Annotated in this window: 27 protein-coding genes and 1 pseudogene; 19 read left to right on the top strand and 9 right to left on the bottom strand. The window is 35.1% G+C overall.

The window, feature by feature from the left end; all coding sequences use genetic code 11:
• Window positions 1-84 precede the first annotated feature (84 nt).
• Window positions 85-375 (top strand): hypothetical protein, encoded by a 291-nt coding sequence (locus tag AB9L17_RS13965; RefSeq protein WP_068984569.1) that lies wholly within the window; start codon window positions 85-87, stop codon window positions 373-375.
• Between the two features lie 377 nt (window positions 376-752).
• Entirely contained in the window at window positions 753-3,359 is a 2,607-nt protein-coding gene (locus AB9L17_RS13960; RefSeq protein ID WP_223556481.1) for a cation-translocating P-type ATPase, read from the top strand.
• Between the two features lie 43 nt (window positions 3,360-3,402).
• On the opposite strand, the gene AB9L17_RS13955 is transcribed toward AB9L17_RS13960, so the two are convergent.
• From AB9L17_RS13955 to AB9L17_RS13945, 3 genes are all read right to left on the bottom strand, one after another.
• Window positions 3,403-3,888 carry a DUF3231 family protein gene (locus AB9L17_RS13955; RefSeq protein ID WP_068984567.1) on the bottom strand — a complete coding sequence of 162 codons (486 nt, stop codon included), beginning with the start codon at window positions 3,886-3,888 and terminating at the stop codon, window positions 3,403-3,405.
• Window positions 3,889-4,219: 331 nt separating this feature from the next.
• Entirely contained in the window at window positions 4,220-4,507 is a 288-nt protein-coding gene (locus AB9L17_RS13950; protein WP_068984566.1) for a hypothetical protein, read from the bottom strand.
• A 112-nt stretch (window positions 4,508-4,619) separates the two neighbouring features.
• Window positions 4,620-5,309 carry a cupin domain-containing protein gene (locus tag AB9L17_RS13945; RefSeq protein WP_223556514.1) on the bottom strand — a complete coding sequence of 230 codons (690 nt, stop codon included), beginning with the start codon at window positions 5,307-5,309 and terminating at the stop codon, window positions 4,620-4,622.
• Window positions 5,310-5,724: 415 nt separating this feature from the next.
• Between AB9L17_RS13945 and AB9L17_RS13940 the strand changes: the two genes are divergently transcribed.
• The 5 genes from AB9L17_RS13940 to AB9L17_RS13920 all read left to right on the top strand — a co-directional run bounded on the left by AB9L17_RS13940 (window position 5,725) and on the right by AB9L17_RS13920 (window position 9,195).
• Entirely contained in the window at window positions 5,725-5,946 is a 222-nt protein-coding gene (locus AB9L17_RS13940) for a transcriptional regulator (RefSeq protein WP_068984564.1), read from the top strand.
• On the top strand, window positions 5,943-7,202 hold the full coding sequence (locus AB9L17_RS13935; protein ID WP_068984563.1) for a DNA polymerase thumb domain-containing protein: 1,260 nt from the start codon (window positions 5,943-5,945) through the stop codon (window positions 7,200-7,202). The genes AB9L17_RS13940 and AB9L17_RS13935 overlap by 4 nt, the downstream gene beginning before the upstream one ends.
• A gap of 12 nt (window positions 7,203-7,214) precedes the next feature.
• A complete protein-coding gene (locus tag AB9L17_RS13930) occupies window positions 7,215-7,547 on the top strand; it encodes a YolD-like family protein (protein ID WP_068984562.1) in 333 nt (110 codons plus the stop codon).
• Window positions 7,540-7,890, top strand: coding sequence for an aconitate hydratase (locus AB9L17_RS13925; protein WP_068984561.1), 351 nt, complete (start codon window positions 7,540-7,542; stop codon window positions 7,888-7,890). The genes AB9L17_RS13930 and AB9L17_RS13925 overlap by 8 nt, the downstream gene beginning before the upstream one ends.
• Before the next feature lie 408 nt (window positions 7,891-8,298).
• Window positions 8,299-9,195 carry a DegV family protein gene (locus tag AB9L17_RS13920; protein ID WP_068984560.1) on the top strand — a complete coding sequence of 299 codons (897 nt, stop codon included), beginning with the start codon at window positions 8,299-8,301 and terminating at the stop codon, window positions 9,193-9,195.
• 137 nt (window positions 9,196-9,332) lie between these two features.
• On the opposite strand, the pseudogene AB9L17_RS13915 reads toward AB9L17_RS13920, so the two are convergent.
• Window positions 9,333-9,717, bottom strand: a pseudogene (locus AB9L17_RS13915) (DDE-type integrase/transposase/recombinase); the annotation flags it as partial.
• Window positions 9,718-10,404: 687 nt separating this feature from the next.
• On the opposite strand from AB9L17_RS13915, the gene AB9L17_RS13910 reads away from it, so the two are divergent.
• Both AB9L17_RS13910 and AB9L17_RS13905 read left to right on the top strand, forming a co-directional pair.
• The gene (locus AB9L17_RS13910; protein WP_223556479.1) at window positions 10,405-10,803 is read left to right on the top strand and encodes a VOC family protein; all 399 of its coding nucleotides are present in this window, start codon (window positions 10,405-10,407) and stop codon (window positions 10,801-10,803) included.
• A gap of 279 nt (window positions 10,804-11,082) precedes the next feature.
• Window positions 11,083-11,493 carry a DUF6508 domain-containing protein gene (locus AB9L17_RS13905; protein ID WP_068984557.1) on the top strand — a complete coding sequence of 137 codons (411 nt, stop codon included), beginning with the start codon at window positions 11,083-11,085 and terminating at the stop codon, window positions 11,491-11,493.
• 554 nt (window positions 11,494-12,047) lie between these two features.
• Here AB9L17_RS13905 and AB9L17_RS13900 read toward each other — a convergent pair.
• Window positions 12,048-12,524: a GNAT family N-acetyltransferase gene (locus AB9L17_RS13900; protein WP_068984551.1), complete on the bottom strand. Its 477-nt coding sequence runs from the start codon at window positions 12,522-12,524 to the stop codon at window positions 12,048-12,050.
• Window positions 12,525-13,213: 689 nt separating this feature from the next.
• Here AB9L17_RS13900 and AB9L17_RS13895 point away from each other — a divergent pair.
• On the top strand, window positions 13,214-13,645 hold the full coding sequence (locus AB9L17_RS13895; RefSeq protein ID WP_068984550.1) for a GNAT family N-acetyltransferase: 432 nt from the start codon (window positions 13,214-13,216) through the stop codon (window positions 13,643-13,645).
• Between the two features lie 344 nt (window positions 13,646-13,989).
• Here the strand turns inward: AB9L17_RS13895 and AB9L17_RS13890 are convergent, their stop codons facing one another.
• From AB9L17_RS13890 to AB9L17_RS13875, 4 genes are all read right to left on the bottom strand, one after another.
• On the bottom strand, window positions 13,990-14,244 hold the full coding sequence (locus AB9L17_RS13890) for a hypothetical protein (RefSeq protein WP_375199271.1): 255 nt from the start codon (window positions 14,242-14,244) through the stop codon (window positions 13,990-13,992).
• A 30-nt stretch (window positions 14,245-14,274) separates the two neighbouring features.
• A complete protein-coding gene (locus AB9L17_RS13885; RefSeq protein WP_375199270.1) occupies window positions 14,275-14,538 on the bottom strand; it encodes a hypothetical protein in 264 nt (87 codons plus the stop codon).
• Window positions 14,539-14,549: 11 nt separating this feature from the next.
• Window positions 14,550-15,785 carry a DUF6138 family protein gene (locus AB9L17_RS13880; RefSeq protein WP_223556476.1) on the bottom strand — a complete coding sequence of 412 codons (1,236 nt, stop codon included), beginning with the start codon at window positions 15,783-15,785 and terminating at the stop codon, window positions 14,550-14,552.
• Window positions 15,786-15,871: 86 nt separating this feature from the next.
• Window positions 15,872-16,735 (bottom strand): YwqG family protein, encoded by an 864-nt coding sequence (locus AB9L17_RS13875; RefSeq protein WP_068984546.1) that lies wholly within the window; start codon window positions 16,733-16,735, stop codon window positions 15,872-15,874.
• Between the two features lie 310 nt (window positions 16,736-17,045).
• Here AB9L17_RS13875 and AB9L17_RS13870 point away from each other — a divergent pair, with 310 nt between their 5' ends.
• From AB9L17_RS13870 to AB9L17_RS13830, 9 genes are all read left to right on the top strand, one after another.
• Window positions 17,046-17,414 (top strand): hypothetical protein, encoded by a 369-nt coding sequence (locus AB9L17_RS13870; protein WP_223556474.1) that lies wholly within the window; start codon window positions 17,046-17,048, stop codon window positions 17,412-17,414.
• Between the two features lie 67 nt (window positions 17,415-17,481).
• Window positions 17,482-17,856, top strand: coding sequence for a DUF4240 domain-containing protein (locus AB9L17_RS13865; protein ID WP_068984544.1), 375 nt, complete (start codon window positions 17,482-17,484; stop codon window positions 17,854-17,856).
• Window positions 17,857-18,178: 322 nt separating this feature from the next.
• A complete protein-coding gene (locus AB9L17_RS13860; RefSeq protein ID WP_223556472.1) occupies window positions 18,179-18,799 on the top strand; it encodes a hypothetical protein in 621 nt (206 codons plus the stop codon).
• A 508-nt stretch (window positions 18,800-19,307) separates the two neighbouring features.
• Window positions 19,308-20,069 carry a hypothetical protein gene (locus AB9L17_RS13855; protein ID WP_068984541.1) on the top strand — a complete coding sequence of 254 codons (762 nt, stop codon included), beginning with the start codon at window positions 19,308-19,310 and terminating at the stop codon, window positions 20,067-20,069.
• A 241-nt stretch (window positions 20,070-20,310) separates the two neighbouring features.
• Window positions 20,311-20,544, top strand: a complete 234-nt coding sequence (locus AB9L17_RS13850; RefSeq protein ID WP_217492394.1) for a hypothetical protein — start codon at window positions 20,311-20,313, stop codon at window positions 20,542-20,544.
• Window positions 20,545-21,287: 743 nt separating this feature from the next.
• Window positions 21,288-21,536, top strand: coding sequence for a hypothetical protein (locus AB9L17_RS13845; protein ID WP_068984539.1), 249 nt, complete (start codon window positions 21,288-21,290; stop codon window positions 21,534-21,536).
• A 421-nt stretch (window positions 21,537-21,957) separates the two neighbouring features.
• Window positions 21,958-22,359 carry a DUF2750 domain-containing protein gene (locus AB9L17_RS13840; protein WP_223556470.1) on the top strand — a complete coding sequence of 134 codons (402 nt, stop codon included), beginning with the start codon at window positions 21,958-21,960 and terminating at the stop codon, window positions 22,357-22,359.
• A 283-nt stretch (window positions 22,360-22,642) separates the two neighbouring features.
• Window positions 22,643-22,948 carry a hypothetical protein gene (locus AB9L17_RS13835; protein WP_068984537.1) on the top strand — a complete coding sequence of 102 codons (306 nt, stop codon included), beginning with the start codon at window positions 22,643-22,645 and terminating at the stop codon, window positions 22,946-22,948.
• Between the two features lie 54 nt (window positions 22,949-23,002).
• Window positions 23,003-23,260, top strand: coding sequence for a hypothetical protein (locus AB9L17_RS13830; RefSeq protein ID WP_068984536.1), 258 nt, complete (start codon window positions 23,003-23,005; stop codon window positions 23,258-23,260).
• Window positions 23,261-23,276: the final 16 nt, after the last annotated feature.

The following is a 23,276-nucleotide window of genomic DNA, read 5'->3' as shown; positions in this document are numbered from 1 at the left end:
ATGGAATATCCAAAAATACTGCTGAAAAAGAAGGACAATGATAGCTAGAGATAGAATGTAAGTTTAGAGGAGGTTGGTAAATACATGCAAATAGATTTAACAGAATTTAAAAGTTCAAATGTGAAAGTTGTCGCCACGATTGACCAGACGCTTTACCGCAATGTGGGTGCTATTATTTTATATGAAGAAGACTCCCACACTTTATCTGTACGAAAACTAAAACGTAAAATCGCTGATCAATATATACCAACAGACGAACTCGAAAACTTCATGTTTGACTCTCAAGCAGATGCTATAAAGTTCACGCATAAACTTACTAGAATGAGTGCACTTGATTATTTATTAGTAGCGAATAAAGAGAAACAAGTAAAATAATAAAGTAATTGCAAGACTGGTCTAATAGGGAGTCTATGCATGTGACAAAGACATTTGGAATAGCCATATTCCAAATGTCTTTTTTTAGTGTTATAGCTAGCAAGAGTAGATTGAATTTACGTCATATTTTCATCTATCTGACAAATAATTAATTTCCCTATCGATTATTATCATACTGGAATAGGACAAGGAATAGATTGTTGTAGTTACAGTATTTTAGAGGCCAAGTAGATAGAGATTCTGATAATTGATGACTATTTTTAGGATGTATATTCAAGTGAATTTATACTCTCCCTAAGAGTTCAGAATAGGGTGGATACTGAGAGTTTCTTTAATTGGCAGGATCATCTAATCATTTCAAATGGAGGGGGAATCGAATGTCAGAATATCATCAACAATCGTCAGCTGAAGTTATGAAAACTTTGAACGTGACAGATCAAGGATTGAGTGATTATGACGTTCAAAAGAGACAAGAAGTATACGGTTATAATGTATTAGAGGAAGGCAAAAAAACAAGTACATTTGCCGTTTTCTTTGGACAGTTTAAAGATTTATTAGTTATTATTTTAATTATTGCTGCTTTCGTTTCATTTCTATTAGGGGAAGTAGAAAGCACGATTGTAATTATGATTGTCGTTATTTTAAATGCTATTCTAGGTACTGTACAACATGTCAAGGCAGAACAGTCTTTGGATAATTTAAAAGCCTTAACTTCTCCAATTGCAAAAGTCATGCGAAATAATCAGCTAATAGAGGTTTCTTCGGAAGATATAGTTGTAGGAGATCTTCTTTATTTGGAGGCTGGCGATTATATAAATGCGGATGGGAGATTATTAGAAAGTTATAATTTGCATATTAATGAAAGCTCACTAACAGGTGAATCAATTGCTGTCGCGAAAATTATAGACCCCATCAAAGAAAGCAATATAACTGTTGCTGATAAAAAGAATATGGTATACTCCGGAAGTTTTGTGACAAATGGTCGCGGTATCGTCATGGTTACAGCTATCGGAATGCAAACTGAAATCGGTAAAATTGCCAATTTACTAGATACGGCGAAAGAGAAGAAAACGCCTTTACAAATAAGTTTGGATCAATTTGGCGAAAAATTAGCTTTAGGTATTACGCTAATCTGTTTAGCTATTTTCACAATTGACCTTATTCGAGGACGTGCATTAGTAGAATCGTTTATGTTCGCCGTTTCACTTGCTGTTGCAGCTATTCCAGAAGCATTAAGTTCGATTGTTACGATCGTACTAGCTTTTGGGACACAAAAAATGGCCAAGGAAAGTGCCATTATACGAAAGCTCTATGCCGTTGAAAGTCTTGGAAGTGTATCTGTCATCTGTTCAGATAAAACAGGAACATTAACTGAAAATAAAATGGTCGTGCAAGAAGTATATGTGGACGAAAAAATTATTCCATATGATCGTTTAAACACTAGAAATGCAGTTGAGAAAAATCTGATGGTAAAGGCAATATTGTGTAATGATGCTGTAGAAAGGGACCGTAAAGAAATCGGTGACCCTACTGAAATTGCTCTTGTTAAATTAGGGAAGCAATATGACTTGGACGAATTACTTGTAAGAGATCATTATCCAAGAACGGCCGAAATCCCATTTGATTCAGATAGAAAGCTTATGAGTACGGTAAATACTTTCAATCAGCAATCTATCATGATTACAAAAGGAGCATTAGATGTCCTTTTACCTAAAATTGTGAAAATCGAAACTTCAAATGGCATTGTTAATATTACAAAACAACAGCGTCAAAAAATCGAAGCAGTGAATCGCGATTTCTCTATGAATGGGTTAAGGGTGCTAGCAATTGCCTACAAAGAGGTAAAGGGAAATCAAGCAATTGATGTAAGATCGGAAAAAGATTTAATCTTTCTTGGCTTAGTGGCCATGATGGATCCTCCAAGAAAAGAATCCAAAGATGCGGTTGAAAATTGTATAAAAGCGGGCATCAAACCGGTGATGATTACTGGTGACCATAAAATTACAGCAATGGCTATAGCTCATCAAATCGGTATTTTGAATGATCCCTCAGAAGCGATTGAAGGTCATGAAATTGCAGGATTAACGGATCAACAATTACAAGAAAAGGTGAAAGATTTCTCTGTTTATGCCCGAGTCACACCGGAGCAAAAAATTCGTATCGTTAAAGCATGGCAGGAAACCGGCAAGGTCGTTGCCATGACAGGAGATGGTGTGAATGATGGCCCTGCCTTAAAACAAGCCGATATTGGTGTGGCGATGGGCATCACCGGCACAGAGGTGGCAAAAGATGCGTCTTCTATGATCTTAACGGATGATAATTTTTCAACGATCGTCAAGGCTATTGCAAACGGCAGAAGCATCTATACGAACATTAAAAATGCTATTTTGTTCTTATTATCTGGGAATGCTGGTGCCATTTTTGTTGTTTTATATGCAACAATATTAGGCTTGCCAGTTCCTTTCGCACCTGTACATCTTTTGTTTATTAACTTACTAACCGATAGTCTGCCAGCGATTGCAATCGGTCTAGAGCCGAATAATAAAAAAACAATGAAGGACAAGCCTCGAAATATTCATACACCATTATTAAATAAAGCATTTACTACTCAAGTGGTACTCGAAGGTTTATTAATTGCTATCTCTACAATTATTGCTTTTCAGATCGGATTGTCAACGGGAGATACGTTAACGGCGAGTACTATGGCATTTACAACATTATGCTTGTCACGATTAGTGCATGGCTTCAACTCCAGAGCTAAAGAATCCATCTTCGCCATTGGAATATTTTCAAACAAATATACTTGGCTTGCATTCTTAATCGGTTTATTAAGCTTACACGCAGTATTATTTATTCCAATGCTGACAGGTGTGTTTGAAGTTGCTATCTTAAGCCCTGCGCAATTAGGATTTATTTATAGTTTGTCTGTGTTGCCATTCCTAGTGAATCAGTGGTATAAGCTGTTGTTTGTGAGAAGAAGATAATATGTAAAAGAGCTCTCTTTGTGAAAACGAGAGCTCTTTTACATTAAGTTATAGCAGGGGCCAGTAACCACCCTTTATCTTTACTTAGCTGTATTAGTTTAGCACCGAGTATGGCATACCTCATATGAAGCTCTCCATATTTTATAGTATGTTTCTTCTTAACAGATACTTCTAAAGCCTGGCTGACTGTAATAACAGAAGAAGCAATATTCATTGATACAATGGCGCTGATTTCTGTATCATTAATAGCTGTTTTTCCTCGAATATCTCCCATCTTCAACTTTCCGTATTCGATTGCTGTAGGCGGGGCCAGCACGCCGTTGTCCTTTAATAACGCTGTTAGTTGTTTATTTTCCTCTTTTAAACATTGAATAAATTCTACGATGATAGCCTTCAAATTTTTATCAACAGCGTGTTTGAAAAATGCATGATTTGAAGCGATATAGCCATTATTAACACCGAGCTGTGTCCAAATCTTAAAAATCTCCTTAAAGCGTAATGATTCTAAATTTCCATTTATCAATTCCATAGTGACACTTCCTAACTCATCTTTTCGTTCATTTATTTGAGATTAGGATGTGCTAATAAATGGAATTCTAATCGTATTTTACAATAAAAGGTTCTGGCAGGGGCGTCCGATGAGCTGCGTAAAAACTAAAATTGTTCCGATAAAACAAGAAAATGTTCCGATAAAAGCTAAAATTGTTCCGATAAAATGAGATTTTGTTCCGATAAATCTTAAAAGTATTCCTATAAAAATGAATTCACCACAATAACGTGAAGTTGATTTCCGTTCCGACTGAGTCTCTTCGCTGCAGGGTCCACCTGTGAAGCTAATCCCCAAACACTCCAATCAACAATTATTCCTTTCGTTTCTTATTTTTAAAGCTATTAATGGTTGTTTTTAATGCGGCAAAGTTTCCGATAGCTGCGTACCCATAAAAAAAGCCCATAAATATTCCTGCAATAAGATCGTGTCTATGGCTAATGAAGATAGAAATAAGCAAGCCAATAGCCAGAGCGATTGTTGGAACATATTTAGGCTGAACATGCATAAATACCTTAATGAGCTGTGTAATAATTAACACAGCTGGAACGGCTATTACGGCATCCCAAAAATTTGTATGGATCACTGGAAATAATTCCATTTTCTACACCTCTTTTAAGTAGTAACAAAGCTATGACTTTAAGTTATAGATTTTCCTGTTTACTTATTTTTATTCGATGAAGGTGTAGCCGTTAAGCGATATTGTTTAGCAATTAATAATAGGAGCCATAGGAGCCATAAGGATACACATAGGGGTATTGATATGGATATGGGTTCATATAATTTGGCTGTTTAGGCTTATGTTTAGGTTTAGGTTTATGTTTACATTTACAATCAGATTCTTTTTGTTTTTCAGAAGCCGATTTTACACGATTGCAGTTTTTAGGTGGACCAATATATGTTGACGGTACAATTGGCGCAATGGTTTTCTTCCACTGTTTTTCATCTAAACAATAAGTGTGAGCCATAATATTGGCAGGTGTAAATGTTAATATATCTGAACCTAAAATGACTTCAGGAGTTGGAGCATCAAAAATAGCTAGTAAATGCGTGTCATCCTCAGTAGCTACTTCATAATGCCACCAGCCTTGCGGTACATTTGCAACTTGACCAGGCTTTATAGGGTAGTTCTCAATTTTTTTTGTAAAGGGATTAAGTATAGATACGATAGCAGCACCCGAAATACAATAAACAAGTTCGGCTGCATTTTGATGATAGTGAGGTTCTACCACATTGTCCTTACTTAGGAAAATATCAAGCAAGGACGTATTTTCTAATGTATTTAATTGTTCTACACCTAAGATATTAATATAATTCTGTTGATCTTTTTTAAAAAGAGTACTGTCATTTACATCAAAAGTGAACTGTGTTGACGGAGAAGTATAATCAATATTTGAGCTAATAATTACATCCTTTCTAATTAATCTTCAATACTTGTCATCAGCATAGAATATGTACCAATGTTAGTTTAGGCTTACATGAACGCCCATTTTATTTTCATTCAGAGAAGACTCCTATCTTTGAAGGTGGAGAGTTGAATGGGGATGTGGTTTCTTTTCAGTAGGTATCCAAACACCTACTGAATGAAAATAAAGCCTCCGAACGCAATTACGCCAAGGCGAAATTGATTTGTCCTCTAAGGGTACATCATCCTCTTTAAAAATTAGTTTAAATTACCACTTCTAATTAAGAACGTATGTGCGTATAATGGATATACAAACATTTGTTCTGTAATGAAAAACAGCTCTGTTATATTTACTTGTTTTTTGGGGGAGGGAAGTAAAGATCTAACAGAGCTAGTGAAAAGGAGCAACTAAGATGAAAGAACAGTTAATAAAAGCAATGCAGCGTCAACAAGTAGTTCGCATGATGTATGTAGCCAAGTCGGGTGCCATTACGAAAAGGCGTGTGAAAATCATGAAGATTGTTGGTGATTCCTTTACAGCATTTTGCTTTACGAGGCAGGCAAAGCGTTCCTTTATCATTAATAATGTTCTCGCTGTTACTCCTGTTTACCGAAAAGAGAGTGAAAATGTATGAACTACGAGGGTATGCCAAATAGACCTATTATGTGTATCGATATGAAATGCTTTTACGCCAGCATCGTAGCGATGTTACATGGGCTAGATGTTTTAAGAACTCCAGTTGCAGTAGTAGCAAATTTTGACCAACCAGGTAGCGTAGTGCTTGCTGCATCCCCCTTAATGAAAGAAAAATTTAATATCAAAACTGGTAGTCGTCGTTATGAAATACCTAAACATCCTGACATTAGATTGTTTGAGCCTAAAATGAGTTTCTTTATTCAAATGTCGATGACGATTACAAAATTGATCTCTAATTACGTCCCAGTTGATGCTATACATGTGTATAGTGTAGACGAAAGTTTTGTAGATTTAACCGGCACTGAAAAGCTTTGGGGCTCACCTGAAGAAACGGCTAAGGAAATACAAAGGGCTATTCTTGACCAATTTAATATACCTAGTGCAGTAGGTATGGGACCAAATATGTTAATAGCCAAATTAGCTTTAGACCTTGAAGCAAAGAAAACAGGCTTTGCTAAATGGACGTATGAGGATATTCCTAAAAAATTATGGCCAGTTCGACCTCTTTCTGAAATGTGGGGAATCGGTAAACAGATGGAAGCAAATCTAAATGCTATGGGGATACAAACAGTCGGTGGTTTGGCTAATACAGATCTAAAGGAATTAGAAAAGCGCTTTGGTGTAATGGGCAATCAACTCTATTACCATGCATGGGGAATCGATTTATCTACATTAGGGGAGCCGTTAATAACAAACGGAGCTTTAAGTTTTGGGAAGGGCCAAATGCTGATGAGAGATTACCACACACGAAAAGAAATCTCTGTAGTGCTCCTTGAAATGTGTGAGGACGTAATGAAGCGAACACGGGATGCAGGGTATGTTGGCCGTACAATTAGTATTGGTCTTTCTTATAGTCGAAATGCTATGACCAAAGGGTTCCATCGATCGAAAACGATTGCAGTACCAACAAGCGAAACACTTGTGATGTATAAAACTTGTATTGAATTACTGGATAAACATTTTGCAGGTGAACCAGCTCGGCAGTTATCTGTCCGAATATCCAACTTAGAGAGAGAGCATAGCATTCAATTGGATTTATTTGATGAACGTAAGCCACAGCGTCAAATAATCGGTCCTACAATGGATGCAATACGCAACAGGTTTGGAGCTACCTCAATATTAAGAGCAGTTTCTTTCACAAAAGCTGGTACAGCTATTAATCGAGATCGCTTAGTTGGTGGTCATTTGGCATAGGAGTGATTTATTATGATACAAGACAGAGGTAATATTAAATGGGCATCGATGATGTTGCCAGAGCATTTGGAGCTTCTTAGAGAGTACAAACAAGAGCGCACAGAACAGCCAAGAGAATTGACTGAGTGGGAACTGGAAGAACTACAGAATACAATCAATCAAGCTTTTAATCAGCAATTGGACATAAAATTAGAAGTGTGGAAAGACTACAAAATCACACAGTGGACTGGAATAATTAAATCGATTAATACTCATGAACTCATACTTGAAACACTACTTAAAACGAAAAGTATTCCAATCCAAAGTATTCAATCAGCTCAATTGGATGCTGATTATTATGATTAAAGCCGACGAAAGACAGTTACTTCATAAGTATCTTTTGTTAGAACTAGCAGTTAAATCATTGCAGGTTGACTATTGTAAATTAGAGCAGTTTAAAATGAAAACGGTATTTCTTCCAATGATGGATTCATTGCTAAAGGATCTAAGACAAGAATATTTTAACCTCAAACGAGAACTTGCACAAAAACGTATACGAGTAGTAGGTTGGCAACCAGTTGATGAATACTTTAGTGACGTGCAAGTTGCCACTGCAGGTAATGATGTAGTACTCCGTTATGCAAATCAAGCTCTTAAATCACAAGTGGAAAAGTTGTTGATTAATCATATACGTGTAGCTTTAGAATAAAGATTGATTAAAAATTTTTCCTTCAACCTTTATTTATCAGCAAATGCAAAAACACTCCATTTTGAAAAGAGATTGTTCAAGATGGAGTTAATCTTTCTAACTAAGTGTGAGATTTTCATAAAAAATTTGATTAATTAAATGAGTCTTCTTCAACTAAAGCACCCCATTAGCCATCTATCCGAAAAAAATCAGATAGATGGCCATTTGTCGTGTGTACCGAAAAGGTGCGCTTTTTTTATATTTCGGGCTTACTTTTTTATCGCAATTATTGTCGAAATAATGTCGAAGATTGCAAAAAAATAAATACAGTATTATAAATGTCACTACTCATGATGATCTTATCTGTGTATAGTTACATAAGTTATAAAATGAATATATTCTACGATAAATGAAGGGGATTACTTTTAAATGGGAAAGAAAATTGCATGGGTTACAGATACAGCAGCATTGTTAGATGAAAAGTTCATACAGGACAATCAAATTCACGTATTACCACTTAATATAGTGTTCGAAGAAGGGGCTTTACGCGAAACTGTTGATATGACACATGATCAGTTTTACGAAAAACTACGAAATGCTAAAAAAAATCCAAAGACATCACAACCTGCTATTGGTGAAGTTGTAGACTTATATAAATCATTAAAAGAACAAGGGTATACATGTGCAATTGCAATTCATACCTCTCAACATCTTTCGGGCACTTATCAAAGCGCTTTCACAGCAGCTGATCAAGCTGAATTTGAAGTATATCCAGTGGATTCAAAAATCGGGTCATTTCCGATGATGAAAATGATTGAACTCGGTCAGCAGTTAGAGCGTGAAGGTTTTGAACCTGGCTATATTGTTGAAAGAATCAATGAGATGGCAGATAACAGTGAGCTTTCATTTATTCCGGCTAACTTATCACAATTACATAAAAGTGGTCGAGTTTCAGGGACTCAAGCATTTTTAAGTAACTTGTTGAATATTAAAGTTGTCATATCATTTGAAGATGGGAAGCCCGTTATGAAAGAAAAAGTACGCGCTACGACTAGAGCTAAAACATATGTACAAAATGTTTTAAATACAGATCTAGAAAAAAGTATTGTCACTGAAGTTGCAATTATTCATTGTAATGATGAAGAAGGCGCAACCGCTTGGAAAAAAGCTTTAGAGAACGAATATCCGCTCATAAACTTCTCCGTATTACCACTAAGTGCTTGTGTAGCGGTTCATGCAGGTGAAGGAACGCTTGGTTTAAGTTGGGTACGTCTAGCAGAGCTTGCACCACTTAAGAAAAAGAAAGCTGAATTAGTTACTATATAAACATAATTGTAATCTAAATTATTGTAGGTACGTGAAGTTGCGAAATTCCTATAAACCAACTATTATACAGTCAGAGAGCATTTTAGCTTAAGTAAACTGGCGGGTGTAACGTTATTTTTTGAATGATAGCCGTGTTTTCATTCAGGTATGTGGGACTGGCTGTTTAATTTTGTTTGAATACGGATATTGTTATTATAGGTAATGTAGTCTTCGACGATTTGAATCATATGCGCATTTGTCGTGCGGTAGATTCCGTCGAGATAGAACGTTTCAATTGGAATTATCAGTGGGCGTGCCTTTGCGGGACATGCTTACGGTAATTCCTTTTTCTTTGACTGATTTTTGATACGCATATGATGTGTACACAGAACCTTGATCGCTATGCAAGATACAGCCTTGCGGTAAATCAGGTAATTGATATAAAGTATACAAAACGAATGACATATCTTGTGTAGAATTAATTGTTTGCGCTACAATTTCTCTGATATAGACATCTAGAATACTTGAAAGATACATTCTCCTCCAATAACGACCCAAGCTTGTCATCCTCTGTATTCATGTCATTAAACTTGCAACTATCAAACAGAGTTCCATTCTCCAGCACCACAATGTCTGCACCAACAGCACTCGTAATATCCTCCATACACGAATAATTTCATCATAATTACGCCCTAGCCCTAACTGATCCAACGCATCAATATAAATAAAATCCCCATTACGAATCACACTTTCTCATTGCCTGATATTGCGGACAATTAAAATCCTTCCCACTCGCACGGTCCACAAAAATATCTCGCTCATCAATCCCTAGATCCTGCCTTCGTCAGTTGCCGTTTAATATTTTAGTCCATCTCCGAAACGGTCCAGGCCCAGGAAGGTTTCGGAAAGTGATGGAAACATGGCATCAAAACAGCCGGCGAGGATGAAGTGCTACGTTATGCTAATCAAGTACTAAAAGCACAGGTAGAGGAGCTCATTCATAGCCGTTTAAACAAATGTGTGTAGAGATAGTTTGAAATCGCAGAAAACGACCCTATGGGAATAGGGGATATACATACGCAACATTTTTAAAACCTTCTTATCACATTTACTGATACAGTTAAAGTTGACGAACCAAAGAAAAAAGTTATAATCCAAAATTACGTTTAATAAAGGGTTTTTAATCAACTGTATTGAAAAATGTATATACCATAATTCGGAGGGGGTAAAATGATTTTTGAAATGACTACTCAAGTACGAGTATCTAATATCGAAGAAGGGCATAAGTGGTATGAAACACTGTTAGATAAGAAACCAGATTTCATACCACATGATGGTTTTGTAGAGTGGGAACTCATACCTGGTTGTTGGTTACAAGTAGCAGAGGGTAATCTTACTGAAGGAAATGGTCCTTTACGTTTAGGGGTTACAAATATCGAAGCGGAAAGAGAAAGACTAATAAAAGAACTTAACATTGATAACTTTGAAATTTACTCAAGACCAGAAGTTTCAGCTAAATGGGGAACATTTACTGACCCTTGGGGAAATCGTCTTGGGTTTTTTGAATACTTAGATAAGACTGAAGAACAAGCACGGATAAAAGCTATTATGAGAAAAGAGGAAGTTTAAGTATTATATTAACGGGGGCTTTACGTCAAGACGGTTTCTTTAGATTTGGCATTTACCAGGGATTTGCGATATGTTTCAACAACTTTTTAAGACTAAAAAGAAGAAGGCTATATATTGAGAATCCACTCAAAGAATAGAGGTTGCAAATCAAAAAGCAACCTCTATTGCGGAATAGTAGAAAACTCTAGAAAAACTAAAAAAGACTCAATTTCAAACTAGAATCTAATGGAGTGTTGTTCAAGAAGTTATTAGGCATAGACGATACTGAGGAGGACGATGATGAGTAAATTCGATATTTTGGTAAAATACATACCTATGATCCAGACGGCGAGCATTGGTGAATGGATTATTGATAAAGAAAACGATGGAACGTCAGAACATCCGATACATATGCCTTTTGTAGGCTATTCCGAAATGGTGCATAACTTCATCAACGATGTTTACACCTTTGAAGAAAGTAATAAAAATATGGAGCTTACCCGCTATGGAGATATTCTCAAAGATAACGATCTTGAGTGGGATACGGATTCTATGAAGAATGCGGACGTTTCAAATTTGAATGCACAGTGTGTGCTTGCACTTATTATGGGTGCTGTTAGAGCTGAGCGCTTTTGCGAAGGTGCGTTATTAGATTTCTTTAAGAGTGGCTGCATATTGAAATGGCTTGAAAGATTAAACAGTATTGAGTAAAGAAGGATTGACTTTGGATATAAACAAAATGAAAGTTCTATCGTATGTTATAGGAACTTCCTACATAGCCATTGTTGAAGTTAGTATAAAAATTGATATAGAACGAATTCCTATTATTGGAATTCGTTTTTTAGTTTGTGGAACATATTGAACTTATGGGGTTAGTAGAAGGTATAGCTGCTGATGACGGTGGGGGACAGCAATGTTCCCCATAAGTTTAAACATCTTGCAGTATGGAAGCAAGAAGAGCTACTATGAGAATTTACCAAATAGAGGAACACATTATTCATTGAATAAAAATATTATGTAAACTATTAGAAAGAAATTAAAGGTTTGAAATGAAGTGGAATAATTCAATTAAAACATTCAAAAGAGTATGTAATCCATACACATGTCATTGACATTTTCTTCTTTAAATAGCTGATTATCAAAACAGTATATCAGCAATGACAATCATATGTGTAGGTTCAAATTCCTTATATCCTGATGCCCGTCAGTAAGGGGCAAACAGAAAAAAATCACTCATGTCATGACGAGTGATTTTTGAAAATCTATTAGAAGTTTAGGTTCATAACAATTTGCTCGCCAATAGGTCCCATTCTTCTTTCCCCGTTATCGACAAAGCCAACTTTTAAATATAAATTTTGAGCGGGAATATTTTTATGGTTGACCACTAAAACCACTTCATTACATTCTTTAAATACTTTCTTAATAAATTCAGATAATGCCAGCATCCCTTTTTTAGCATAGCCGTTGCCTTGCTGTTTATGATCAATAGATAATGCCGTTAGCAGCATAGCATTTGGATTGCTAGTGTACTCTTTTACTCTTTCTGTTGCGTGCAGGACAAAAAATCCTACAGGTACATTATCGCTCAAAATAACAATCGGATACTGTCCAACCATGTCGATCGAAATCTCTTTTGGAAGGGCAGTAAATTGACATTGTTCTTCCGGAAGTTCAAAGTCATTCAAAACATCCACAAAGTCTTCTGAGAAATGTACTAATTCAATGGTGTTAGTTTTTTGCATAAAAATTTCCTCCTTTTTTAATATTTTAACAAAAGGAACACATGTTCGTCAATGTACATAAGATAAATCCTAACTAAATTCGTATAAAGGCAATGCCGATCTTCACATAGTACCGCTAATTGAACAAGCTTCCAAAAAATAATATAAAGGATATGATGCTAGCTAGAAGCAATGTGATAACGATTGAGATAAAGCTTCTAATCATAGACGTTATATTGTTAACATCTTTCATTCCAATGAGTGTTAAGAAAAAACATAGGATTGTTAATAGTAAAACAACACTCAATGGATGGAAATGAAGATAGGAGACAAAAAGGTTTATAAAAGTTGCAGAAAAACTTGCTATGAAGAATAAAAAAATGCAGCATAAAGACATGAAGAATGACCACAAATTTAAATTGATTCCCATATATATCCTCCTTTTTTACTTAAACGAACTTAAATGAATCTTTGTTCCTGAAGTTCTTTCCATTCAAAAATGATCAATAAAAAAGACGCATGATAAAAAATGGCTAAAATACTACTATCAAAACAGGATGTGATAGAGCAATGAAGCGGAAAGGAACCTTAGAAGAAACTGGCTAACGAGTTAATAGAACACCATTCAATACCTTTACACATATTTGATATTGCTTAACAGGAAAAGGAGATATAATGTAGAATATACTAATATTTCAATAAGTAGGGGGATGCAAATGGTTGTCCTTAAATATGAGATAGATGGAAAAGAGCTAATGATGTTAAAAGAAGTATATCAATCAGTAGGATGGATGAAACATGACGAACCTATCATAAAAAAAGTATTCAATGAGAGTACACACCAAGTTTTCGCAGTAGAAGATAACAAAATAATAGGTTTTGCAAGAGCTCTTTCAGATGGAGTATTTAATGCTGCTATCTACGATGTTGTAGTGCATAAAGATTATCAAGGAAGAGGGATTGCGAGAATTCTTTTAGAGGACATCATGAAACAATTAGAGGACGTTTCTTGTATTCAATTAATCGCAACAACAGGTAATGAACCTTTTTATGAAAAGATGGGCTTTAAAAAATTAAAAACGGGTATGGCAATATACAAAGATCCACAACTAGCTGAGGAGTACTTGGAAAAGGATGGCTAAAATATATTAAAAACTAGTAGGCTTAAGCTCGTAGTCAACTAATGCATTAACACTAAATCCTTTCATTTAGAAACCTTTCAATAGAGGTACATGAATGGTAATTATTGTACAAAAGAAACATTAGAGCGAAGGTTAAAAGGTATGGCGTATGAGTTGCCACAGCATCCAAAAACGTTACGCGAACAACCTTGCCCATGTGCCAACAGTGCAAAAAAATGGCGATGCTTATATCAATATTTTATAGTGATTGTGTCAGCATATATGCAAAATAACCAGCTATCCGAAAAAATTTCAGATAGCTGGCTATTCGTTGTGCGTATCATAAAGGTGCGCTCTTTTTAATGTTAAATTGTTTCCCATAGCTTTTGGCGGTTCATCAATAGCTCAATTAACTCTGTAATACTCGGAGCTAAATCTTTTCGCATATTTGCGATATTTTGGAATAAGGGTACCGCTGCACGCATTTGATATTCACTGTAAACATAGTAGCTAATAAAAGCACATTCTTCATAGCCGCGTGGTTCATTCTCTTCCCATTCTTCCTCATCTCCCTCTTCAACTACTGACCAAAGCCATTTTTCCTGTAGCAGTTCATCCATATGCTGCACAGGGCTAGATGTAAGTTCCTCTCAAGTAAAAGCAGAAGCAACTGCAATATATAACTGTATTTCTTCCTTCTTTACACTTTCTACAGATCGATTCGGCAATGTGTGTAAAAGCTGTTGAATAACCCATGGTGTAACCTGCCATAGCGTGCCTTGATGTTCAATTAATTGTGCAAGCTTATCATATTGCTCCATCTTTATTAATTCTGGAATTTTTGTACCTCTTCCGTATGCAGTTGTTAAACGATGCCAAGGTATCGTTAACATTTCTTGATAGGCAATTTGCATGAAAATACTCCTTATATAAGTTCTTTTATAATCGCCTCAAAGCGTGTTCGATATGATTCTGGGATGCGCATGAATGCTGAGCTTGTAAAGTCATTCAAATGGATGATGCCAAAGCATGTATATAAAAGCTGCGCTACAGCCATATCTTTATATTCCTCAATTTCTTCATTTTGTTCGGGAGGAATATATGGACAAAGCTCTATAAGTGGTGTCATCATAAATTTTTCGAGCCATTGTAAGTTATCATCTGTGCTCATAGCTTGTTCAAAAAAAGCATCATACGGAACTTCTTGTACAGATTGTATCGTACATACAAAGACGGGCAATGTTTCCGGTGTTAGCCCAAATGTTTCAACATAGGCTTTCGCAAAGTATTCAGGCATTGGTGAATGGTCACCATCGCATTCATACATATAGTCGGTTACGAGCTTGCCATAGGTTTTATCGTATAAACCAAGACCAAAAACGGCGAATGTACTCGGCATCGCAGCCTGTTCCTCATCGACATCTTGATAAAAATGATATTGTGCCATCGCCTTATAGCTATACTCGGCTAGTGTGGCATGTAGGCTAGGGTAGCTGACAGCTTTAGCGAAGAAGTGATGTGATGATGTCACAGGTAAATGCTCGATTGGTAGCACTAAGTTACTCTTACCTTCATAATGAATGCTATAGCTTTTAGGGAAATCTTCTTCTAATAAAGCATTCAAGTAGGCTAATGCTTGGCGATAAGCCTCTTCGCTTTCCTCTTTAATTTGAATCGTAATCTTTGCCAGCACATCATTTGCTTGGCAAAAAATTAGGTCGGATTCCATTTGTTGTTTATGTACTGGCAAAGTACCAGAGCCAATTGTGATTAATGAGTTGTAAGTTTCTGTATCTAATTCTTTAATGGTTGCTAACAATTCTTTAACTGTTAAATATTCGAAACTTGCACCATACTTTCTTAGATTTATTGCATAGTAGGTTAACAATGGTAAGTAGGCTAATGATCGGTGCTTGTTAGTGAAATTAGAAAGGCAGTAGCGCTGTGTCTCAAAGCCAAGCTCTTGACGAAATCCATCTAACAATGCGAGCTGTTGATAGTGGCAAAGTATTTCATGCAGCGTGATGTCGTTTAGTGAAAAAGAAGGGGTGATGATTTTAGAAGTATAGACGTCTGTTTCAATTTTATATTGTTTAGAAAGTAGCTCTTGTTCAAGTTGTAGCCATAATGTTTCATTTTTGGTGAATTGCTCAACTATCATGGTATTGCCTCCCTCTGTAAATGTAAATATATTAATACTGATGTAACATCACGATTAAAGCCACTGAAATCATTACATACAACTAGTCAATAGCACTGCAAAACAGTCCATGCCTTATCGAAGTTTTTATTTTTACAGTCTTCCTTGCGAATCCAGAAGTATAGTTTGCCGCTATCGCCCCACATATAGCCGAGGTCATCTTCCGAATCAAGCTGTAATAGGAGATGCCAATCCTTTACGTGTGGTTCAAGTTCCCTGCGTAACGGGTGATTGTAGGCTGTTGAATCCCCACAATATAAACCATTTGTGACAAGCTGGCATTGTAAATACATATCCCCTTGAATCGTATCAGGATGACCATCTATGCGATGTGTCGTTTGTGCCATTGACTCTTCATCGACCCAATCATATAAAAAATCATTGTAGGCATCCTGTTGTTCCGCTGTTAAAATGACTTCTAAATTTTCAGCATAGGGAGACGCCCATGAGGGTAGTGTCCATTCATTTCTAAATTGTAACGCCGCGCTATCGATATGCTCATCTAATGCTGTGGGTTGCTGCATTCGTTGTAAACGGTCAGGCGCTTGTGTGAAATGGAAAACGTGAAAGCCATCGCCATTATTTGGATCATAGCCCCAAGGCTGTCCAGCAGCATCATAGAAAAAGGATAACAGCCCCTCATCCGGTAATAAATTGTATGAATCATATGGCTTTACTTCCATTAAATTGAGCTGACATAGAAAGTATAACGGTTGATCATTATTTGTATAGGGCCATACAAAATCTGTCGGTACATCGGGAGCACCGCCAATTTTAGAATGTCCGATTTGAATGGCGTCATCTGCTGTTGGTATTGTCGTAACACGAATTGAATTTTTTGCGAACTGCAAAATTTGCTCTGCCACCTCTCCAAGCTCGAAAGCATGCAATGCAGAACGTAGCTTTTCCATGTGTATTCCCCCTCATTTTTGTCTAACATCAATATAGCACATACGTTCTTGTTTTGTAAAATTCGGATTTCGAATTATGGGAATATTGTTAAATCGATAGCTAGAGAATAAAGGTGGCGCATTTTGAGTATATAAAGATGATTTATGTCAACTTGAGGTGAGGGGTGAAATGAAAATAACAAATATTTAATGGCTAATAAATTGGAAGCGATGGAACGTTGATGATAAAACAATCATTCAAATATTACAATTACTACCTTTATATGATATAAATAACATATCGTGCATTCAATTTAATGGAGGTTTTTATTTGAAAAGAATTGTAACTATTTTAGGGATATTAATTGTTGTTTTAATACTAGTTTTTATAATTAGACACCAGCAACTTGAATTTCCTACAAATGAGATAAAATCTTCAGATGCAATGGATATACTTGAAAAATCTAATAAAAAAATCGAAATAGTTGGGAAAACAGAGGAATATGATTGGTATCTTACTTTGTTCGAACAAGGTGAAGGACAAAAAAGATTTATAGAAGAAATAGAGAAACAAGGATGGATATTCGATTCTCAAGAAGGGGCAGGGCTAATATTTAAAAGAGATCATGAAACATTAATAACAGAATGCGGTCTTTGGAATAGTAATAAATATCTCGTATGTAGCGCGCCTTCAAAATGATCTTTTTTACTAAACTTCTCAACTAATAAAAATTGAAGAAAAAGATTTAAAAGGTGGTTTAAGATGGATGGCTGAAAGAATTGGACGAATAAGCGATTGGTTTTGGGAAATAGTCAACGAGTCAGATCAGGATGAGAACAAGCTCCGAGAAATACTAACAGGAATGGATAAAAATGATATATATAGGTTTCAAGATTTTTTTGTTGAGGCTGCAGTTGAATTAAGATACGAGCCGTTCACAAACTTTACTGAGAGTTCGGAGGACGGCATTGAGGATATTAGCAATTGGGTTGTGAGTCAAGGTAAAGCCTACTATGCTGAAATTCTAAAACACCCTGAAAGAATCCCTTATTCCGTAGAAGATAGGACAAATGAAAGTATTGCCCATGTTGCAGATGAGGTATATTTTGATAAGTATGGTGAAACTACAGGTATTTATTAGATGGTAGCTTTGCAAACAAAATAGTAGCATTTGGTGGACATATTTGTAATAATTACCTTGTCAAAGAGTAGCGTAAAATTCCTTAAAATTGGATTTTTATTGCTACTCTTTTGTTTCTAGTTCGACTTTAAATACTAATGGTACTTAAGATTTTGTTAGAGTTGTAATTGTGCGATACGTTTCCGATAAGTGCATAAGCGAAATGGGAGGATAAAACGGTATTTATTCGATGGAACTTAGGATTACAGCTATCGAGCATGGAGAAAAGGAAAAAGCATGGGCTTGTATCATGTAATGCGAAAAATATACGAGGGGGATTATAATGGTAGATTTAAAAATCCTTAAAGAACGAAAAGAGTGTATGATTTTTCAAGCGAGTGAAAATGATAGCCGTAATGGATGGATCGGAGGGAATGCACCAGCTTATTTTGATAAATCGGAAGCCATAGTAAATAGAGAAACTGAGTTGCATTTTTATTTGTCTATAGTTAATCCTTTTGAGAAAAACGAAATGATTTCCATTTTTGCTCCTAAAAATTTTGAAGAACGTATTTCTAAAAATAAGTATCCAAATTGTTCATTAGTAACAATTAAACACCCTAGAACAGAAGAAAGTAAATTTGATACTTTTACCAACCCTGATTTAGTAAAGCATTTTATTTCGGAAGCTAATATTGTAAGCGATAAAAATGCATTGAAAGAAAGTTTTCTTATCAAATTTTTGGGAACTCCAAAGCATATTCAGGAAGAAGACTATTATTATAAGGAATTGCATGATGATGGGTTTAGTTTTATATTCCAGGTCGATGAGGAAGGGTATCCAGACACTCTGATAAAGCCAAGAAAAAGTTATCCCTTTGCGTTCGGTGCTATATATTTATATGCACAGATTTTAGAAGATTCGATTGAGAATCCCATAAAAAGTTATTGGCAATATTCTTAATGTGAAGAGATGAAGAATACATTCACACGAACTACTTTTACATATGTTTTTTTAAATCGCTAGAAGTTTTGAGATATGAAAATGTTCGCAGATTATTAATAGCTTCGGAGTAAAAGTGTTGGAATATATCCAAATTGGACTTACTGGTGGAAATCCGACTCTACATGCGAGATAAAGGAGTTATCTGTTATTCCTGGTGACGAATTGCTTACATGGCCAGCATGTCTTGGGAAAAAATGGCCAATAATTAAATTGGAAGGTACTGGTGAAAAAATTGATCTTTCGCTATGCACTTGGTCAGGCGCACTCGGAAATGAAATAATCCCTATGTATATTCTTCAAAGAAGTGAAGAAAAGGTAGAAAATATACAACCGATTATTAACTACAGCTTCTTTTAAATTATAAATTAATTTTGGCATGATAGGGCAAGAGCAGTGATAAATCTCGAACTGGATTTATTTGCTGTTCTTTCTTTAAATTTAATAAGGTCAATGGAGGAAGTTCAATATGAATACAGAAAATGGTAGGATATATTGTAATATTTATGGCTATTGTGGCAGTGTTTCAGAATGGATAAAAAAATCTATTGAGCTGTTTTCTAACAATGGATTTCCTCTTAAAAGTGTTAGTTATGATGTGAACTATCAGAAGTTAGAGAGGAAGAGTCTTGAAAAGTTTCAAAGTGAATTCGATGAGATGCATGAAGGAAATGTGGAAAGTTTATTTTCGTTTACGATATTTAAGGGCAAAAGTCTGAAAGTTCCAAGCTCCTGGGAATATGGAATAAGGTTTGATCAACCTAGTAGAGAGTTACAGATTTTCTTTAATACCAGTTTAGAAATTAATCATAAACAAATTCTTGTAAATTTATTAAAAGCTTACTTGGATGATAAAATAGTCAATTTTGGATATTTTTCATATGAAACAATCTGGGGAAAAGGTGAGAGTCTAGACTTATATATGGAAGATAATCATACTTGGTGGCTTGCATTAAATCCTAGAAACAGAGATAGACTTTACAATTCTTCTCCTAAACTAAGACACATATATCCAGTCAACATCATAAACCGTGAATTTTTAGAGTATGAAGATGCTACTTTTTCATTTAAAAATTGGATACAAGCTCCTAGTAATGGTGTTTTGGAAGAACTAGGGCAAGGAAATTGGTTGTGGATAGTTCCGGAAGAACGCCTACATGAATTAGGGAAGTTTTTCTATGAAAAAAAACTTCTAATTGGAGTAAAAGGTGAGAATTTTGGGTTAGTTTGATCAAAATTAGCTCATGCAAGGATACAGTGTTATTTGCCAAAAACGACAGGTACAGCACAAAAGAAGAAAGATAAATAGATGTTAATGATTAAAGTAATCTCATTCAAACTGGCTCTCGATAGATTCCGATGAATAAGGTTACTTTTTAAAAAGGGGAAGTGAAATTATAGATATACAGGAAGCAATTGAAATAATTTATATTGGGTTAGTTAGTGAAAATTCAGTACCAGTAAAATTAAGAATGAATAGGGAGTTAGATTCTGATTTATTAAATCAAGTGAGCGGGGCACTGGATGTTTTAACACACTATTATAAAGATAAAAAGACAGTTCCAAAAAAGTTAGCATTGGCTATGGTTGACATCTATGGTGCATTTTCATTTCAAGCGGGATATTTTGAAGATGAGATTTTAGAAGAATTAGAGAGAATCGGAATTGAGTTACAGGAAAAGGCAATGGAACTTTTTTCTGAATGATTTATTCCGTACTATTTCAAAAGGGCAATGTGAGCCTATATCTTTAGTTCATTAAAATGAAGTATTACAATGGCTCTGAAATGTTGAATCTAAAATGAAGAAATCAGATTATGCAGCAAAAGTACTTTAAGAATGGATAGTCAACACTAAGCTGCACAACTTGGGTGAAAAAAGATTAACGTCAAGAATAACATTGCACTAGGCGCTGAAAACGGGAATTTTAGGCCAACTATTATGTACCGAGTGCTTGGTTTATAAGTCTTACTATAAGAGAGATGAAGGGCTTATGGCCGACATAATATAAAATAATAAGAATCTGCTCATTTTCTATGTTAGTAAGTGCATGTCTTGTAATGTCTACAAGGAATTTGCTTAACTTACAAGCTGCAGGAACGAACGAGCAGGTTCTTTTTCGTTTGCAGTTGAAAAACGAAAGTAAAATAAGAAGTGCCGACATCATTAGAGGTAAAAGTGCAAGGAAATCTATTTATCAAAATATGTTCAAGAACCAGCAAAAGTTGATTTGCTTGCTTTTGTGAGGATTGTTATAGTTGTTAACTGTAACAAAGGCATCCAAAAATCTTTAGTATACTTTCAGTGCATTGAAAGGGGTTTCTACGCAAATTTATTCCTTTTAATCTTTTCTCAAGTGTCTTCGAGTTATTAAGTAGAGGAGATAATGAACCATCGATTACTTGTCTTTGGGACAGTCACGTATTTTAGGAAGAAAAGAGGTTAACCCATTGACAAAATACAAAGTAGATAATAAAAATGAATTTATTAAATTAGTTCAATCTGAAATATTAACTTCTTCTGAGGTATTGGCCGAATTACAAATATCTCGCCAGGCTTTAAGCTCACTTGTAAAGCGTGAAAAGTTAGTTCCAATAAAGGAATTAACTCGAGATCGTTTATTCTTAAAAGAAGATATTGAAAATCGAAAAGAAGCAGTTAAGGAGCTACAAATAAAATATAGACCATATGATAAATAAACATAAAAAACCCAGACTCAAAATTACTTGATATGCTCACTATTAGTTTGACCTGATAGTAATTGATATTCATGCGGGTATTGAAATCAGCAATCTCTATGAAATAAAAAAGAAGAAATGTTGCATGTTTTCAAACAACAATAGGATTCGTTTAGATTAGAAAGCTTTGGGCTATATTTGTAAAAAATTATAATTACATCAAAAGATTAGCATAAATTCTTTAGGAACTATGCTAATCTTTTTGTGGTGTTTATTTTCCTTTTTTTGGCAGATTTTTGTATACATGTTTCATTAGATTGTGAATAATTATGATGGTTAGGCAATCGTTCACTGATCACGAGTAGACACAAAAGAAGAAAAAATAACGAGGGAGAGAGTAACCAAACCCCTTGTTAATAAAAATAGAAATGAGGAGTTTACTATGGGTAAGGCATTTGAATCGAGTCCAGAGTTTAAAGCCATGATAAAAAAATCAGCTAGGGATAGATATATTTACTCTGTAAAACGTATTGCAGACTGGGAAGAGGCGTGGTCTTTGAAACTAAATGAAGGGTTTGTTACAACTTCAGATAAAGAGGGAAATCTGTCGATGCCTATTTGGCCATTTAAAGAGTATGCTATGAAATGTGTAGGAGATGAATGGGGAAACTGTAAAACCCAAAAAATAGACTTACATACACTCATAGAAGAAATATTACCTAACCTATCAGAAGAAGGAACGCAAGTAGTTGTATTCAAAGTTCCGGAGAATTCAGAAGTTGTAAGAGTATCTGCTGATGACTTTAAGAATAATTTATTATATGAGTGTTCTCAATTAGAATAGAATATGAAGTAAAAATATGGATATCAAAACTTTTTAATAATATCCTCATAGAATAACTCGCAGGCTTGAGGATTTTTTTGCAAGCTTTCAGAATCAAGAAAATGACGAATTTACTGATAATGTTGACATAACACCACAGGATAGAACTGTTTATGAAAAGATATAATCAGAATCAGTTAATAATTTTGTTGAGTAGAGCTGCTGTAAAATCAAAAGAAGGATTAGTTCAAGGTCAAGTACCAGCTTCAGCGATTACATAATATCAATAAAGGGGGAGAAGTCAATGAATAAAGATAAGGCACTTAATGTAGTTTATGATTATACAATTGGTGATAACTCAATATTGGTGGAGTTACGAGCAGGGGAAGGATTAAATCAAGAAAGCTACAAACTCTTAATTGAAGCAATGACAAAACTGATTGAAGAATATAAAGATCAATCTGAAGTTCCTAAAAAACTCGCATTATGCTTTGTAGATATAAGTAATTATTTTTATTTTCACGAGGGCAAGTACACTAAAGAAGAAGAAGAGCTATTTGAAGATGCAGTTCACGAAATATCTAGATTGGCTGAGATTTTGTTTGAATGAAGTTTAGAACTAAGTTTTAAAAAGGTTATCTATATATTAAATGGGGCAAAGTGAATGAATAAAGAATATGATAATAAAAAATTGAAAACTGACATTCACAATGGTTTATTAAATCATTGTGAATTATTTGACTTGCTTAAAATCCTTAAGGAATATAAAGATGCCGGTGGTAAGCGAAATGATGCATATGCAGTGTTAGAAAGTTTAAGAGCAGTCGTTAAGGATGATTCTTATGAAGATAGAATACTCGAATTATTAGATGTTGTAGTTGGATTTTGCTCACTGCATGTAAGGATATGGGATAATAATTAGCTTGCAGTGTCCGAAT

It is taken from the genome of Lysinibacillus sp. RS11 (assembly GCF_042019215.1).
Lineage (GTDB): Bacteria > Bacillota > Bacilli > Bacillales_A > Planococcaceae > Lysinibacillus > Lysinibacillus xylanilyticus_A.
The sequence above is the reverse complement of the archived record's forward strand: the minus strand, read 5'-3'. Positions and strand labels throughout refer to the sequence as shown.

Coding starts and splice junctions, on each gene's coding strand:
- AB9L17_RS13940 (WP_068984564.1), top strand. CDS start 5,725: ATGAAAGAACAGTTAATAAAAGCAATGCAGCGTCAACAAGTAGTTCGC.
- AB9L17_RS13905 (WP_068984557.1), top strand. CDS start 11,083: ATGAGTAAATTCGATATTTTGGTAAAATACATACCTATGATCCAGACG.
- AB9L17_RS13835 (WP_068984537.1), top strand. CDS start 22,643: ATGAATAAAGATAAGGCACTTAATGTAGTTTATGATTATACAATTGGT.
- AB9L17_RS13875 (WP_068984546.1), bottom strand. CDS start 16,735: ATGGAAAAGCTACGTTCTGCATTGCATGCTTTCGAGCTTGGAGAGGTG.
- AB9L17_RS13880 (WP_223556476.1), bottom strand. CDS start 15,785: ATGATAGTTGAGCAATTCACCAAAAATGAAACATTATGGCTACAACTT.
- AB9L17_RS13890 (WP_375199271.1), bottom strand. CDS start 14,244: ATGGATGAACTGCTACAGGAAAAATGGCTTTGGTCAGTAGTTGAAGAG.
- AB9L17_RS13895 (WP_068984550.1), top strand. CDS start 13,214: ATGCAAATGGTTGTCCTTAAATATGAGATAGATGGAAAAGAGCTAATG.
- AB9L17_RS13960 (WP_223556481.1), top strand. CDS start 753: ATGTCAGAATATCATCAACAATCGTCAGCTGAAGTTATGAAAACTTTG.
- AB9L17_RS13965 (WP_068984569.1), top strand. CDS start 85: ATGCAAATAGATTTAACAGAATTTAAAAGTTCAAATGTGAAAGTTGTC.
- AB9L17_RS13840 (WP_223556470.1), top strand. CDS start 21,958: ATGGGTAAGGCATTTGAATCGAGTCCAGAGTTTAAAGCCATGATAAAA.
- AB9L17_RS13885 (WP_375199270.1), bottom strand. CDS start 14,538: ATGCAAATTGCCTATCAAGAAATGTTAACGATACCTTGGCATCGTTTA.
- AB9L17_RS13930 (WP_068984562.1), top strand. CDS start 7,215: ATGATACAAGACAGAGGTAATATTAAATGGGCATCGATGATGTTGCCA.
- AB9L17_RS13850 (WP_217492394.1), top strand. CDS start 20,311: ATGAATAGGGAGTTAGATTCTGATTTATTAAATCAAGTGAGCGGGGCA.
- AB9L17_RS13920 (WP_068984560.1), top strand. CDS start 8,299: ATGGGAAAGAAAATTGCATGGGTTACAGATACAGCAGCATTGTTAGAT.
- AB9L17_RS13900 (WP_068984551.1), bottom strand. CDS start 12,524: ATGCAAAAAACTAACACCATTGAATTAGTACATTTCTCAGAAGACTTT.
- AB9L17_RS13925 (WP_068984561.1), top strand. CDS start 7,540: ATGATTAAAGCCGACGAAAGACAGTTACTTCATAAGTATCTTTTGTTA.
- AB9L17_RS13860 (WP_223556472.1), top strand. CDS start 18,179: ATGGTAGATTTAAAAATCCTTAAAGAACGAAAAGAGTGTATGATTTTT.
- AB9L17_RS13950 (WP_068984566.1), bottom strand. CDS start 4,507: ATGGAATTATTTCCAGTGATCCATACAAATTTTTGGGATGCCGTAATA.
- AB9L17_RS13855 (WP_068984541.1), top strand. CDS start 19,308: ATGAATACAGAAAATGGTAGGATATATTGTAATATTTATGGCTATTGT.
- AB9L17_RS13955 (WP_068984567.1), bottom strand. CDS start 3,888: ATGGAATTGATAAATGGAAATTTAGAATCATTACGCTTTAAGGAGATT.
- AB9L17_RS13935 (WP_068984563.1), top strand. CDS start 5,943: ATGAACTACGAGGGTATGCCAAATAGACCTATTATGTGTATCGATATG.
- AB9L17_RS13865 (WP_068984544.1), top strand. CDS start 17,482: ATGGCTGAAAGAATTGGACGAATAAGCGATTGGTTTTGGGAAATAGTC.
- AB9L17_RS13830 (WP_068984536.1), top strand. CDS start 23,003: ATGAATAAAGAATATGATAATAAAAAATTGAAAACTGACATTCACAAT.
- AB9L17_RS13910 (WP_223556479.1), top strand. CDS start 10,405: ATGATTTTTGAAATGACTACTCAAGTACGAGTATCTAATATCGAAGAA.